We start from the raw sequence: 13,049 nt of genomic DNA on the forward strand, positions 1-13,049 counted from the left end.
CGTCTCTAGCTTGCCCCTCAGAACAAAAAAGCGGCCGTGGCAGGGTTCGGCCCGGTGCGGCCGGTGGTTGAATCCATGCCCCGGATCGTCTGCAGATCCTGGGCATCCAGCTCGAAATCGAAGACATCGAAATTGGCGGCGATGCGATCCTGGCGGATCGATTTTGGAATGACGATCAGCCCCTCCTGAACATGCCAGCGGATGATCGTCTGGGCCACCGACTTGCCATGCTTCTTGGCGATGCCCGCGAGGGTCGGATCGCCGAGCAGCCGGCCGCTGCCCAGCGGGCTCCAGCTTTCGATGCGGATGTCGTGGGCGGCATGAAAATCCCTGAGGCCGCGCTGCTGGAACTGGGGATGCAGCTCGATCTGGTTGACGACAGGCGTCACGCCGGTTTCGCCGATGATCCGCTCCAGATGGTCCTGGTTGAAATTCGAAACGCCGATCGACTTGATGCGGCCGGCCTGCCTGAGCTCCACCAGCGTCTTCCAGGCCTCGACATACTTGTCCTGGCTGGGCACCGGCCAGTGGATCAGGAACAGGTCGATCTGATCGATGCCGAGCTTGTCCATCGTCTCGTCAAAGGCGCGCAGCGCCGCATCGCGCTGGTGCGCGCCGTTGCGCAGCTTGGACGTGATGAACAGCTCGCCGCGCGGCACGTCGGCGTCGCGGATCGCCTCTCCGACCCCCTCCTCGTTCCGGTAGCCTTCGGCGGTGTCGATCAGACGATAGCCGGCCTCGATCCCCCAACCCACCACTTGCGCCGTGATGTCCTGATCGACCTGCCACACGCCAAGGCCGAGTTGGGGAATGGCGGAGCCGTCGTTCAACGCAATCTTCTCAGGCATGGTGGGCTGTTCAGACATGGTGGGGATTCCTTGCAAGGATGGTCCAGGCGGTTCGCCCGGTGCACGCCTATCTAGGTTCGACAGGGGGCGACGGCCAGACGGCCGCAGATAAATTTGCCGCGAGCGATCCGCCGTCCTGATCCTTGGTCGGAAGATTCGGCCTCACCGCGGCCGGCGCACCGCCCGCACCACGCCGGCGGAGGTGCTGCCGCAGAAGAGGCGGTCGCCGCCATCGGATTCAAGCCCCGATACCCCTATGCCGGCCGGCATGTCGAGCTTTTCCAGAACCTTGCCTGACTGCGGGTCGACGCGGCGCAAATCGCTCTGGTCGGCTTCCCAGGTGGCGTGCCACAGCTCGCCGTCGACCCATGTCACCCCGGTGACGAAGCGGTTGGATTCGATGGTGCGCAGGATTGCTCCGGTCTCGGGGTCGATCTGGTGGATCTTGCGCTCGCGGTATTGCCCCACCCAAAGCGTCCCTTCGGCCCAGGTCAGCCCGGAGTCGCCGCCGCCGCCGGGTGCCGGAATGGTGGCCAGCACCTCCCCGGTATCCGGGTCGATCTTCTGTATCAGGTCGTTGGCAAGCTGGAAGAAATGCTGGCCGTCATAGGCGGTGCCGGCATGCGCGGCGACGTCGATCGAACGCAGCGCCCGCCCGCTTTCCGGATCGAAGGCATTCAGCTTCTCGCCCGAGGCAAACCAGACGTTGTTGCCGTCAAAGCTCACTCCATGCACCCTCTCCACCCCCGGAAAGGGTCCGTACTCGCGCAGGACTTCGGCCGCTGAATGTCTCATGTCTTGATCCTCACTGAGATGGTCCGATATGCCTTACTAACTACTCGGCAGCGGGGACGGGAGTAACAAGGTCGTCGTGAATCCGGCCACCGGCGGCGTCATCCAGCGGCGCGCCCGGCCGTGCCCGAAAAACTGCACCTTGCCGGCCTCGCCAAGCTGCTCCAGCGCCCGCTGCACGCTGCGCTGGCCGGTGCCAAGCGCCAGCGCCAGCGCCGAGCTCGCCCAGGATTCACCATCGGCGAGGAAGGCCAGCACCGCCGCGTGCCGCTCCTCGATCGGCCGCGCCAGCACCACCACCTCGCGCGCCTGGCTCGGCGCCAGCGCGAAGCCTTGACTGGTCGCGCCTATGTCCGCCAGCCCCCGCAACTCGGTGCGCAGCCGGCCAATCTCGACCCGCAGCCGCGCCCGATGCGATTCATCGGCGTGCCTGCCGCCGAAAGCTTCCGCGATCAGCCGCGCTCTCGATACATCACCAGGCCACGCTTCGGCGAGTGTGCGCGCCAGCGCAAACAGCACCGGGCGCGTTGCCAGCGAGACGGCTGCTTCCTGCTGGCGCACGACATGGCGGAAGCTATCGATCACCAGTGCCGGCGACGCCTGCAGCGCCTCGACGTCCTCGAGCAGCAAGGGGCGCTGCTCACCACCCGCGATCAGCCGCGCCGCCGGCGTGTCCAGAGCCAGGAATGCGTTTTCGACCTCCGCGATCAGGCCTGGAATGCCGGCCCGGCGGGCGGCATGGCGTGCCCACTCCAACGCCCTGCGCGCCGACCTCGTCTTGAGGCGCCGCATCGCGATGCCGGCGACGGCGAGCTCGTGCGCGGCCCTCGAGGCCGGCGGAAGCGGCATCGGATCGAGCCCGGCCAGCACGTCTTCGGCCTCGTCGAGACGGCCGATCAAAAGCAGGCGCCGCACCTTGAGGTGGCCGGCATGCGCGGCGTTCAGCCGGTCGCCATGCTTTTCCAGCGTCGCCCGCGCCGCATCCAAGGCCTTGGCGGGCCAGCCGAGGTCACGCGAGACCAGCGCGATCTCGGCCTCGGCGACGACGCATCTGGCGCGCGCCACCGCCTCTTTCGGGCCAAAGCCGCGCGCGGCCCGACGCAGCAGCGCCTTGGCGCGACCGAGATCGCCGAGTTGCGCCATCGAGATGCCACGCAGCGCCAGCGCCGGCGGATCTTCGCGCAAGGCGACACGATCCAGCGCGCCGAGCGGATCGCCCCCGGCCAGTGCCAGTGCCGCCGCGGTGATCAGCGAGTCCATTCAAATCCCGTCACATTTGTAACTCCCACCCCAGCGCTCAGCGCCCTAACTTAAGTCATGGCCGCCAACCAGCAAGCCGTATCGGCGCCGTGGCCGCCGTTGACGCCAATATCGGCATTCGCCAGCCTGAGAGCATCTCAGGTATCAATATTAAGCATCTCATAAGGGATAATTGACATGCCTGACTCCGACCACCACGCGACGAATGACACGGCCGGGCGCACCGAGCGGATGCGCCACCCCTGCTGCGGCGGGCCGCCCCTTTAAATCCCGTCACACTTGTAACTCCCACCCCCGCGCTTGACCGCCCTATTCTCGCTCACAGCAAACAATCACACGTCGCAACGGCGCGACAACAGACTGGCAAAGGAGACGACCAATGACCACGCACACCGCAATGAAGACCCCGCCGATCGTTTCAAGACAGGACTGGGAAGCCGCCCGCGAACAGATGCTGGTGAAGGAGAAGGCCACGCTGCGCGCCAAGGATGCATTGGCCGCCGAGCGCCGGCGGATGCCCTGGATGGAAGTCGACAAGGCCTATGTGTTCGAGGGGCCGAATGGCAAGGCCAGCCTGCTCGATCTGTTCGAAGGCCGCCGGCAGTTGATCGTCTACCGCGCCTTCTTCGAGCCCGGCGTGTTCGGCTGGCCCGAACATGCTTGCCGCGGTTGTTCGCTCGGCGCCGACCAGGTCGGCCACCTCGCCCATCTCAATGCCCGCAACACCACGCTTGCCTACGCCTCGCGCGCCCCGCAGGCCGACATTGCGCGGCTGAAGCAGCGGATGGGCTGGGAGATGCCCTGGTACACCATTACGGATAGCTTCGACAAAGACTTCGGTGTCGACGAATGGCACGGCCACAACGTCTTCATCCGCGACGGCGACCGCATCTTCCGCACCTACTTCATCAACAGCCGCGGTGACGAGGCGATGGGCACGGTATGGAGCTATCTCGACGCGACGCCGCTTGGCCGCCAGGAGATCTGGGAGGATTCGCCCGAAGGCTATCCGCAGACCCCGCTCTACTCATGGTGGAACTGGCACGACAACTACGATGCCGGGCCAGACAAGACATGGGAAGAAGTGTCGGCGGCCGGCGAAGCGGCGTTCCGCGACAAGGACCAGTAAGGCCTATCCAGCTTGGGTTCCTCGCCCCACGAAGTGGGGAGAGTTGGCTCGGCGAAGCCGGAGACGGAGAGGGGACTGCGCCCTACGAAAGCCCCCTCTCCGTCCGCTTCGCGGCCACCTCTCCCCCGCCTTGGCGGGAGGGCGAGGAACCCCAAGTCCTGGAAGGTCGCGCGCCCCCGCCACATGCGGCGCCCCGGCGCTGGCATGATAATTAAGGAAAACGGACCATGAGTGATATTCACACAGGTGCCAGGAGCACGATCCCTGAAGGCACCATGCACAGCATCGCCGACTGGCTGTGCCTCGCCGCGGCACCCATCTTCGCGCTGATGGCGCTGCTCTCCTGTCTTCAGGGTGCCGACGCGGCCATGCTGTGCATGGGCACGAGCGCCTCGCCGCTCACTGGAATGGCCGCGATGTATCTCCTGATGAGCGCCTTCCATCTGGCGCCCTGGTTGCGGGTGATTTCCGGCCGGCAGGTCCGATAGGCCCAGCGCGCCGCCCCGACGACGGGACGACAAGACAACCACTATCTATCAGCAGAAGCTAATTGACAGTCCAAGGGAAACGGCGCTCACTGGCTGGCACAGGTGGATCGCGGCATCAGGCGGGCGATATCGACCGCCGGCGTCATCTGAAGCAATTCCCGGGAAAGCGCGAAGCGGATTTCCCGGACAAGCGCATAGCGCTTTCCTGTGGGAATTGCGTAAAACCAGGGAGGACGCCATGCCAACCGTTATCGGCCATCACAACATCACGAAAGACAGCAAGCACTGGCTCAGTTCACCCAAGCGTAAGGAGCTTTTCGGCTCGCTTGGGATCACCAATATCCGCACGTTCGTCGATCCGCAGAACCCGAAACAAGTGGCCGTGATGATGGACGTTCCGGACCTGGATAAGATGGCCGCTTTGATGCAGAGCAAGGCGGCGGCCGACGCGATGGCCCATGATGGCGTGGTACCGGAGTCGCTGGTGATCCTGGTCGAAGCGAAGGGCTAGTCGTTCCAAAACCGACGCGCTTTTTGGGCGCCGGGTTTCAATGCAGGTGCCTGAGCTTGTCGGGGTTGCGCATCACATAGATTGCCGCAACGAAGCGCTTCAGGTCGCGATGTCATTGACCGGCAGCAAGGGCTTGGGAAGGTCGGCCTCCCCAAGCCCGCTGCGCAGTTCGATCTCGATGTCGCGGCATATCTGCGAGATCGGAACGTCGTTGGCATTGCCCTCGAAGGGATTGGCGCTGCTTTCGCCGACCTGGTCGAGCGACATATAGGCCCAGCCCAGGAGCGTGCTGAACGGGATCGTCAGCCAGATCGCGATCGGGCCGAGCATGCCTCCCAGTTTGCCCATGTCGGCAAAGACCGGAACCACCCCGAACGGCAACAGGGTGCAAAAGATCATGACGAACATGGAGCTGACGATGGCGTATTGCCTTGGATAGGGATTGTTCTTGATACGATCGCAGCGCGCCTGCTGATCATGGAAATCGCGGATCAGCTTGATAAGCTCGACATAGACCTGCGGAGGGATTTTTGCGTCCTTGAACAACGCATTGACCTGGACCGACTGCATTTCGAGCAGGGCTATCGCCGGCTGAGGCGACTTGAGCACGTCCTCGGCCTGTTCGGCCAGCAGCGGACGCAGTTCCTCGGCGACCGAACTCGCATCCTCATGGATGCGATAGCGCCGCCGGTATTCGACATTGGCGGCCCGCGCCATGGATTCCCACGGCATCGGCCGCCGCAGGGCGAACCTCAATGCCGTCATCCAGGCGATATGGCGGTAGATGAGTTGCCTTGCCGTCGGCGCATCGATGAAGTCCCTGCAGAAATTGGACCACAACCGGCTGCTCGCCGTGATTTGCGTAAAGGCCTGCAGCGCGTCACTGCTGCGGGTGAACACTTGTGAATTCTTGAACCCGGCAACGAGCGACACGGTGGTGCCGAGCACGAGCACCACCGACCATGGCACCGAGAAGCCGGCCATCCCCGGTAGACGGTAAGCAGCAACAGCCAGCCCGCTCACCACCGCCATGTAGATGACGCTGCGCCGCGACCAGAGCGCGAAATCGATCACCTTGTAGGAACGGCCTACATACATCGGATGCCCCCTCAAATCATGGACAGGTCTGGTTGTCGGCGGCCGTAAGCCGGCCGCCCTCACCGTGCCTTTACAGCCCCGAACCGCAACCCGTCCATCAAGAGCTTGACCAGCCGGCGCGAACGGTCGCGCCATTCCGGTGTGTCCGGCGCCGAGTAGATCCCCGATAGTGCGTGCAGCACATCGGACGCGTCGACGTCGCCGCGGATGGTTCCGTCGGCCACCGCGGCTTCGACCAGCTGCCGCAGGGCCTGCGACACCCGGCCGGACGTGTCGGAGAACAGCGTCGAATTGGTGTTGAGCAGGATGCGAAGGCTGGTCGCCAGGCCGCGCTTGGTGGCGATGTAATCGACGAAGCGCTGCATCCACTGTTCCAGCGCGACATCGGACGGGTGTTTTTCGGCGAGCTCACCGGCGGCCGCGCACAGCGCCTCCACCTCGCGCCGGTAAACCACTTCGACCAGATGCTCGCGTGTCGGAAAATGCCGGTAGAGCGTGCCGATGCCGACCCCGGCCTGACGCGCGATCTCTTCCAGCGAGGCATCGATACCGCGCTCCGCAAAGACGGATGCCGCCACCTCGATCAGCCGGTCGCGGTTGCGCTGCGCATCGACGCGCAGCGGCTTTGCCTCTGCGGCCTGGGCCTTCTGTTCAGCAATGGCGGACGGCTCGGTGACCAATTTTTTCTCCACAGCATGTCAGGGGCCTTGAACCCGGTCGGGTCAACCCCCACGTAATAAACGGAGGCGCCTCCGATTTAGTGGAGTACCTTTATCATATAATCAGGGGAACGGATATGTCACGTCTTTCGAAGCTGCAAGGTCACTGGAGACTGGCGAAGGCCGCGAAGAGCGTTATCTCCCCCCTCGAGGGGGAGATAACGCCGAAGGCGACAGAGGGGGTCGCCTCACATAGAGCGCTAACCTTCATTCGCCGCAGGAGGTTGCACCCGGTCGAACCGACCCCCGCTGCCCTGCCGGGCATCTCCCCCTCAAGGGGGGAGATTAGCCATCGCCTGCCCATTCCTTCCCATCCGCGTCAAGCAACTGGAGCCAGACGCCCATGACCAAGACAACAATTCCCGTCCACCTCGATATCAATGGCCATCATCACGAGTTGCAACTCGAGCCGCGCGTCACGCTGCTCGATGCCTTGCGCGACCGGCTCGGCCTGACCGGCACCAAGAAGGGCTGCGACCACGGCCAGTGCGGCGCCTGCACCGTGCATGTCGACGGCGAGCGCGTGCTTGCCTGCCTGACGCTGGCCGCGCAAGTCGAAGGCCGCACCGTCACCACCATAGAGGGGCTTGCACGCGAGGGCGAACCGCATCCCGTGCAGGCTGCCTTCCTCGAACAGGACGCCTTCCAGTGCGGCTATTGCACGCCGGGCCAGATCATGTCGGCGGTGGCCTGCATCCGCGAGGGCCATGCCGGCTCGGATGACGAGATCCGCGAATACATGGCCGGCAATCTCTGCCGCTGCGGCGCTTATCCGCACATCGTCGCCGCCGTTCGCCAGGCTGCGTTGGAGGTCGCATCATGAGGGATTTTTCCTATCTGCGCGCCGGCTCGGCCGATGCGGCAAGACAGGCAGCCGCCCTGCCCGGCGCCATGCTGTTCGCCGGCGGCACCACGCTCATCGACCTCGCCAAATGCGGCGTCGCCGAGCCCGAGACGCTGGTCGACATCAGCCATCTCGAGGGGCTGAACGGCATTGAACTGAACGAGCGTGGCGCCACCATCGGCGCGCTTGCCAAGATGAGCCACGTCGCCGACCATGCCGGCATCAAGAGCCGCTTCCCCGCCGTCTCGGAAGCGCTGTGGCAGGCGGCTTCCGCACAGATCCGCAACATGGCGACCATCGGCGGCAATCTGATGCAGCGCACGCGCTGTCCTTATTTCCGCGATCCGGCGAATTTCCCCGCCTGCAACAAGCGGGAACCCGGCAGCGGCTGTTCGGCCATCGGCGGTGTCACACGGGGCCATGCGGTGCTCGGCACCAGCGAAGCCTGCATCGCCATGTATCCGGGTGACCTCGCAGTGGCGCTGGTCGCCTTCGATGCGATCGTGCATCTCGGCGATCGCCTGGTCCCGGTGGACGATTTTTTCCTGCTGCCCGGCACAACGCCAGACAGGGAACACGCGATCGAACCGGGCGAGATGATCACTGCCATCGAGATCCCAGGCTCGGCCGCGGCTCGGCGCTCGACCTATCTCAAGATCCGCGATCGGCAATCCTATGAATTCGCCGCGGCCAGTGCTGCCGTCGGCATCGAGTTCGAGGCCGATGGGCGCACCATCCGTGACCTGCGCGTGGCGCTTGGCGGCGTCGCGACCAAACCGTGGCGGGCGCGAGCCGTGGAGGACGCGCTGAAGGGCAAGGTGCTGGAACCAGATGCTGTCCGCGCCGCCAGCCTGCTCGCGATCGAAGGCGCCGTCGACCATGGTGCCAACCACTACAAGATTGAACTGGCGCCGCGCGTTGTCGCGCGCGCCATCCTCAAAATGGGAGAGACGGCATGACCGTTCACAACATCAGACGTGGTGATGCATCCGACGGCGCGCTGGCGCAAGTCGTCGGCGGCCGGCTGTCGCGCGTCGACGGCCCGGCCAAGATCACCGGCGCAGCCAAATACGCCGTCGAGCAGCAGCTTGAAGGCCTCGCCTACGCCGTGCTGGTCGAAAGCACGATTGCGTCGGGCAAGGTGCGCGCGATCGACACCGAGGAGGCGCAAGCAGCACCCGGCGTGCTGCAAGTGCTGACGCCGGACACCATCATCAGCCTGAAACCCGCATCGGACTGGTTCGGCACGCCGCCGCCCGACAAGCCCTATTGCCCGCTGGTGCGCGACATCACTTTCTCCGGACAGCATGTCGCCGCTGTCGTCGCCGAAACCTTCGAGCAGGCGCTCGCCGCGGCAGCCCTCCTCAAGGTCAGCTATGACGAGACGCCCGCCATCGTCGACCTCAGCGACGCCAAGGCCGGCGACGGCATCCCGATCGACGCCATGACCAAGGAATGGGGCGACGCGCAGGCCGCTTTCGCCTCGGCCCCGGTGCGCATCTGCGCTGCCTATAACACGCCGCGCGAATACCAGGCGCCGATGGAGCCGCATGGCCTGATCGCCCGCTGGGAAGGCGATCACCTCACCGTATGGGAGCCGAGCCAGTGGCTGGACGGCATGGCGCGCACCTATGCCGAATGGTTCGGCGTGCCGTTCGAAAATGTGCGCCTGGTCTCGCCCTATATTGGCGGCGGCTTCGGCTCCAAGGCGCTGGCGCTTAGCCATGGCGCGGTGGCGGCGTCTGCCGCCAAAATGCTCGGCCGGCCGGTGCGGCTGGTGATGACGCGGCCGCAGACCTTCACCGGCTATGGCGGCCGCGCCGCGACGCGACAGACGGTGACGATCGGTGCCGACCGGCAAGGAAAGATCCAGTCGATCGTGCATCGCGGCGTCAATGAAACATCCGTCGACGGCATGTGGGTCGAGCCGCTCGGATCGGTCACTTCGATCATGTACGCGACGCCGAATTTCTCGTCCAGGCAGAATGTCGTGCGGGTGAATTCGGTGGTGCCTGGCGCCATGCGCGCGCCGGGCGAAAACCCCTCTGCCTTCGGCATCGAAAGCGCCATCGACGAGCTTGCTTACGAAGTCGGCATCGATCCGCTGGAGATCCGGCTCAGGAACTATGCCGAGCAGGATCCGGAAGCGAAAAAAGCCTGGTCGACCAGGCAGTTGCGCGAGGCTTTTGCCACCGGCGCGGAACGCTTCGGCTGGTCCAGGCGTACGCCCGAACCGCGCTCCATGCGCGACGGCAATCAGCTGATCGGCTGGGGAGTAGCGGCGGGCACCTATCCCGTGCGGCGCGCCTATGGCGAGGCGATCGTGCGCATCCTGGCCGACGGCTCGGTCGAGGTCGAAAGCTCCTCGATCGACATGGGCCAGGGCACCTACACCATCCTGGTGCAGACCGCAGCCGAGACGGTCGGCGTGCCGGCCGACAATGTCGTGGTGAAGCTCGGCGACTCGCGCTTCCCCCGCGCCGGCGTCGCCGGCGGCTCGCGGCTGGCCGGCGTGATGACCGGTGCTGTCTACAAGGCGGCGACCTCGGCGCTCGACCAGCTGATCGGGCTGGCGATCAGCGATCCACGCTCACCCTTCCACGCCCTGCAGGCCAACACTTTGGTTGTCGCCAATGGCCGTATTTCATCGCCACGCGGCGACGGCCCTGATGTCTCGATCTCCGAGTTGCTCAAAAGCGTCGGCCGCGACCACATCGAGGCCACCGGCGACACCATGCCGGCCAATTCGACGCCAGAGGATCGCTACAAGAACTACACCACCATCGCCATGGCGCTGCCGCACACCGAGGGCGACTATTCCCGCCACTCCTGGTGCGCGCATTTCATCGAGGTGCGCGTCGATGAGGATTTCGGCACGGTGCGGGTATCGCGCGTGGTGTCGGCGCTGGATTCCGGCCGGCTCTACAACCCGAAGCTCGCCGAAAGTCAGTGGAAGGGCGGCATCATCATGGGCATCGGCCAGGCGCTGCTCGAAGAAGGCATCGTCGACCGCCGCCATGGCCGCATCGTCAACAACAACCTCGCCGATTATCTGGTGCCGACCAATGCCGACATCCCGGATATCGAGGTGATCTCGGTCGGCATCCCCGACCTGCATTCCTCGGTGCTCGGCGGCAAAGGCGTCGGGGAACTGGCGATTGTCGGCGTTGCCCCCGCGATCGCCAACGCGGTGTTTCATGCGACGGGCAAGCGGGTTCGGGATTTGCCGATCACGCTGGAGAAGCTGATCTGAGGATGAAGCGAGTAATCTCCCCCTCGAGGGGGGAGATCACGCTCTCATCGGTCCCCTACCACTCCAACCCGAACACCAGCTTGCCGAAGTGCAGGCCGCCGGCGGCCATGTGTGTGTAGGCTTCGACCGCTTCGTTCTGCGAAAACACCTTGTCGACGACCGGCTCGATCCTGGCCGCGCCGATGGCGCGGGCGGCGTCGCGAAGGTCGGACACCGATCCGGTGTTGTTGCCGAACACCTTCAGAGCCTTGATGATGATCGGCAGCAGGTTGATCGTGGCCTCGGCGCCGGTAACGAAACCGATGGTGAACAGCGTGCCGCCGGGCGCGGTGGCGTTGATGGCGCGGGCAAAGGTGGCGGTGCCGCCGGTCTCGACGACGAGGTCGGCGCCGAGGCCGCCCGTCAGCTCCAGCACCTTTCCGTCCCAGTCGGGCGTCGCGCGGTAGTTGATGAGATGATCGGCGCCCAGTGCCTTCGCCCGCTCCAGTTTCTCGTCCGACGACGAGGTGATGATGACGGTGGCGCCGGCGGCTTTCGCAAGCTGCAGGGTGAAGATCGAGACACCGCCGGTGCCGAGCAGCACGACGACCGAGCCCGGCCCGACATCGGCGGCACGGATGGCGTTCCAGGCGGTGGTGCCGGCGATCGGCAGCGTCGACGCCGCCTCGAAGGAGAGATGCGCCGGCACCGGCACGACCGAATTGGCCGGCAGCGCGACATATTCGGCCAACGACCCCGGCAGCGAGATGCCGCGCATCTGCGTCATCTCGTAAGGCCGCGGCCGGCCACCGATCCAGCGCGGCTTGGCATGGGCGACGACGCGATCGCCGACGGCGAATCCCGTAACCCCCTCGCCCAGCGCGACGATCTCGCCGGCGCCGTCGGCGACGGGGATGAGCGGAAAGCTCGGTCCAGGATAATTGCCGCTCGCCACCGCGACATCGACGAAATTGAGGCTCGCCGCACGCTGGCGGATCAGCACCTCGCCGCGCTGCGGTTCGGGGGTGGCAATGGTGGCGGCGCGGAAGGCGTCCAGCCTGGGTTGGCTCAGTTCGATGGCTTTCATGGTTTCACTCCGGTGGGACGATTGATGGGTTGAGTGAAGCTATCTGCTGCGATATGTTTGGATAATCCTTGCCTTTTACATTTCAGTAATGTGACTTATGCAGCAATCTCACGAGCCGATGACCCTTGCCGAAATGGCGGCCTTCGCGGCCATCGCCGAGGCGCGCTCCTTCACCAGGGCGGCGGCGCGTGTCGGGCGCGACGCGACCATCCTGTCGCGGCGGCTGCAATCGCTGGAGGAGCGGCTGGGCGTCAGGCTGCTCCATCGCACGACGCGCAGCGTGTCGCTGACCGAAGCAGGTGCCGAATTCATGGTGCGGGTGCGCGCCATCCTCGCCTCCGTGGACGAGGCCGAGGCTGCCGCGTCTGCACATGCCGGCGGCGGCCCGCGCGGCCTGCTCAGACTGGCGCTGCCCGGCACGTTCGGGCGCATGTGGATCGGGCCGCTGCTGCCGCAATTCCTTGCCGAATTTCCCGATGTCCGCATCGAGGCCGAATTCTCCAACCGCTTCGCCGATCTGGTCGCCGAGAATTTCGACGTCGCCGTGCGGCTCGGCGCGCTGGAGGATTCGCGCCTGGTGGCGCGCAAGGTGGCGACGCGGCGGCGGCTGCTCTGCGCCGCCCCCTCCTATCTCGCCCGAAGGGGCAGGCCGGAGACACCGCGGGCGCTGCTCGAACATTCCTGCCTGGGCTTCAGCGGCTTCCAGACCTTTCCGGCCTGGGAGATGACCGACCGCGAGGGCCGAAGCGTGCGCGTCGAGGTATCCGGGCCGTTGGTCACCGATGATGCCGAGGTGCTTGTCGAGGCCGCCGTGCAAGGCGTCGGCCTGATGATGAGCACCGACTGGCTGGTCGGCCGCGAGCTCGCCGACGGACGGCTGGTGCCAATCCTGGAGGACTGGACGCTGGCCGACGAAGGCGCGATCTATGTCGTCACGCCCTCAGCCAAGGGACAAGCCGCCAAGACCCGCGCCTTCGCCGACTGGATCGGCAAGCGCTTCGCGCCGGAACCGCCCTGGCGGCGGTGAGGGTTGCCACAGTG

General features: G+C 65.4%; 13 protein-coding genes. 7 read left to right on the top strand and 6 right to left on the bottom strand.

The window, feature by feature from the left end; translation table 11 throughout:
- Positions 1-17: 17 nt before the first annotated feature.
- From NKG99_RS28665 to NKG99_RS28675, 3 genes are all read right to left on the bottom strand, one after another.
- Positions 18-866 carry an aldo/keto reductase gene (locus NKG99_RS28665; protein WP_352872484.1) on the bottom strand — a complete coding sequence of 283 codons (849 nt, stop codon included), beginning with the start codon at positions 864-866 and terminating at the stop codon, positions 18-20.
- Positions 867-1,010: 144 nt separating this feature from the next.
- Positions 1,011-1,643 (bottom strand): Vgb family protein, encoded by a 633-nt coding sequence (locus tag NKG99_RS28670; RefSeq protein ID WP_352872486.1) that lies wholly within the window; start codon positions 1,641-1,643, stop codon positions 1,011-1,013.
- 36 nt (positions 1,644-1,679) lie between these two features.
- Positions 1,680-2,900, bottom strand: a complete 1,221-nt coding sequence (locus NKG99_RS28675) for a helix-turn-helix domain-containing protein (RefSeq protein WP_352872488.1) — start codon at positions 2,898-2,900, stop codon at positions 1,680-1,682.
- A gap of 379 nt (positions 2,901-3,279) precedes the next feature.
- Between NKG99_RS28675 and NKG99_RS28680 the strand changes: the two genes are divergently transcribed.
- From NKG99_RS28680 to NKG99_RS28690, 3 genes are all read left to right on the top strand, one after another.
- The gene (locus NKG99_RS28680; protein WP_352872490.1) at positions 3,280-4,029 is read left to right on the top strand and encodes a DUF899 domain-containing protein; all 750 of its coding nucleotides are present in this window, start codon (positions 3,280-3,282) and stop codon (positions 4,027-4,029) included.
- A 227-nt stretch (positions 4,030-4,256) separates the two neighbouring features.
- Positions 4,257-4,517 (top strand): hypothetical protein, encoded by a 261-nt coding sequence (locus tag NKG99_RS28685; RefSeq protein WP_352872492.1) that lies wholly within the window; start codon positions 4,257-4,259, stop codon positions 4,515-4,517.
- A 238-nt stretch (positions 4,518-4,755) separates the two neighbouring features.
- Positions 4,756-5,028, top strand: coding sequence for a hypothetical protein (locus tag NKG99_RS28690; RefSeq protein WP_352872494.1), 273 nt, complete (start codon positions 4,756-4,758; stop codon positions 5,026-5,028).
- 99 nt (positions 5,029-5,127) lie between these two features.
- Here the strand turns inward: NKG99_RS28690 and NKG99_RS28695 are convergent, their stop codons facing one another.
- Both NKG99_RS28695 and NKG99_RS28700 read right to left on the bottom strand, forming a co-directional pair.
- Complete coding sequence (locus NKG99_RS28695; RefSeq protein ID WP_352872496.1) at positions 5,128-6,126, bottom strand: bestrophin family protein; 999 nt, start codon at positions 6,124-6,126, stop codon at positions 5,128-5,130.
- A 59-nt stretch (positions 6,127-6,185) separates the two neighbouring features.
- The gene (locus tag NKG99_RS28700; RefSeq protein ID WP_352872498.1) at positions 6,186-6,806 is read right to left on the bottom strand and encodes a TetR/AcrR family transcriptional regulator; all 621 of its coding nucleotides are present in this window, start codon (positions 6,804-6,806) and stop codon (positions 6,186-6,188) included.
- Between the two features lie 382 nt (positions 6,807-7,188).
- On the opposite strand from NKG99_RS28700, the gene NKG99_RS28705 reads away from it, so the two are divergent.
- Genes NKG99_RS28705 through NKG99_RS28715 form a run of 3 tightly spaced genes read left to right on the top strand, consistent with a single transcriptional unit; the run spans position 7,189 to position 10,942 of the window.
- Entirely contained in the window at positions 7,189-7,668 is a 480-nt protein-coding gene (locus NKG99_RS28705) for a (2Fe-2S)-binding protein (RefSeq protein ID WP_023760152.1), read from the top strand.
- Entirely contained in the window at positions 7,665-8,648 is a 984-nt protein-coding gene (locus NKG99_RS28710) for an FAD binding domain-containing protein (protein ID WP_352872500.1), read from the top strand. Before NKG99_RS28705 ends, NKG99_RS28710 begins: the two co-directional genes overlap by 4 nt.
- A complete protein-coding gene (locus tag NKG99_RS28715; RefSeq protein ID WP_352872502.1) occupies positions 8,645-10,942 on the top strand; it encodes a xanthine dehydrogenase family protein molybdopterin-binding subunit in 2,298 nt (765 codons plus the stop codon). The genes NKG99_RS28710 and NKG99_RS28715 overlap by 4 nt, the downstream gene beginning before the upstream one ends.
- Before the next feature lie 55 nt (positions 10,943-10,997).
- Here the strand turns inward: NKG99_RS28715 and NKG99_RS28720 are convergent, their stop codons facing one another.
- Positions 10,998-12,008, bottom strand: coding sequence for a zinc-dependent alcohol dehydrogenase family protein (locus tag NKG99_RS28720; protein ID WP_352872504.1), 1,011 nt, complete (start codon positions 12,006-12,008; stop codon positions 10,998-11,000).
- A gap of 97 nt (positions 12,009-12,105) precedes the next feature.
- Here NKG99_RS28720 and NKG99_RS28725 point away from each other — a divergent pair, with 97 nt between their 5' ends.
- Positions 12,106-13,035, top strand: coding sequence for a LysR family transcriptional regulator (locus tag NKG99_RS28725; protein WP_352872506.1), 930 nt, complete (start codon positions 12,106-12,108; stop codon positions 13,033-13,035).
- Positions 13,036-13,049: the final 14 nt, after the last annotated feature.

This window comes from Mesorhizobium sp. M1409, assembly GCF_040317535.1.
Classification (GTDB): domain Bacteria; phylum Pseudomonadota; class Alphaproteobacteria; order Rhizobiales; family Rhizobiaceae; genus Mesorhizobium.

Bases quoted from the DNA above. Each gene is read 5' to 3' on its own strand.
- NKG99_RS28715 (WP_352872502.1), top strand. From the start codon at position 8,645: ATGACCGTTCACAACATCAGACGTGGTGATGCATCCGACGGCGCGCTG.
- NKG99_RS28720 (WP_352872504.1), bottom strand. From the start codon at position 12,008: ATGAAAGCCATCGAACTGAGCCAACCCAGGCTGGACGCCTTCCGCGCC.
- NKG99_RS28665 (WP_352872484.1), bottom strand. From the start codon at position 866: ATGTCTGAACAGCCCACCATGCCTGAGAAGATTGCGTTGAACGACGGC.
- NKG99_RS28725 (WP_352872506.1), top strand. From the start codon at position 12,106: ATGCAGCAATCTCACGAGCCGATGACCCTTGCCGAAATGGCGGCCTTC.
- NKG99_RS28670 (WP_352872486.1), bottom strand. From the start codon at position 1,643: ATGAGACATTCAGCGGCCGAAGTCCTGCGCGAGTACGGACCCTTTCCG.
- NKG99_RS28710 (WP_352872500.1), top strand. From the start codon at position 7,665: ATGAGGGATTTTTCCTATCTGCGCGCCGGCTCGGCCGATGCGGCAAGA.
- NKG99_RS28685 (WP_352872492.1), top strand. From the start codon at position 4,257: ATGAGTGATATTCACACAGGTGCCAGGAGCACGATCCCTGAAGGCACC.
- NKG99_RS28680 (WP_352872490.1), top strand. From the start codon at position 3,280: ATGACCACGCACACCGCAATGAAGACCCCGCCGATCGTTTCAAGACAG.
- NKG99_RS28675 (WP_352872488.1), bottom strand. From the start codon at position 2,900: ATGGACTCGCTGATCACCGCGGCGGCACTGGCACTGGCCGGGGGCGAT.
- NKG99_RS28695 (WP_352872496.1), bottom strand. From the start codon at position 6,126: ATGTATGTAGGCCGTTCCTACAAGGTGATCGATTTCGCGCTCTGGTCG.
- NKG99_RS28705 (WP_023760152.1), top strand. From the start codon at position 7,189: ATGACCAAGACAACAATTCCCGTCCACCTCGATATCAATGGCCATCAT.
- NKG99_RS28690 (WP_352872494.1), top strand. From the start codon at position 4,756: ATGCCAACCGTTATCGGCCATCACAACATCACGAAAGACAGCAAGCAC.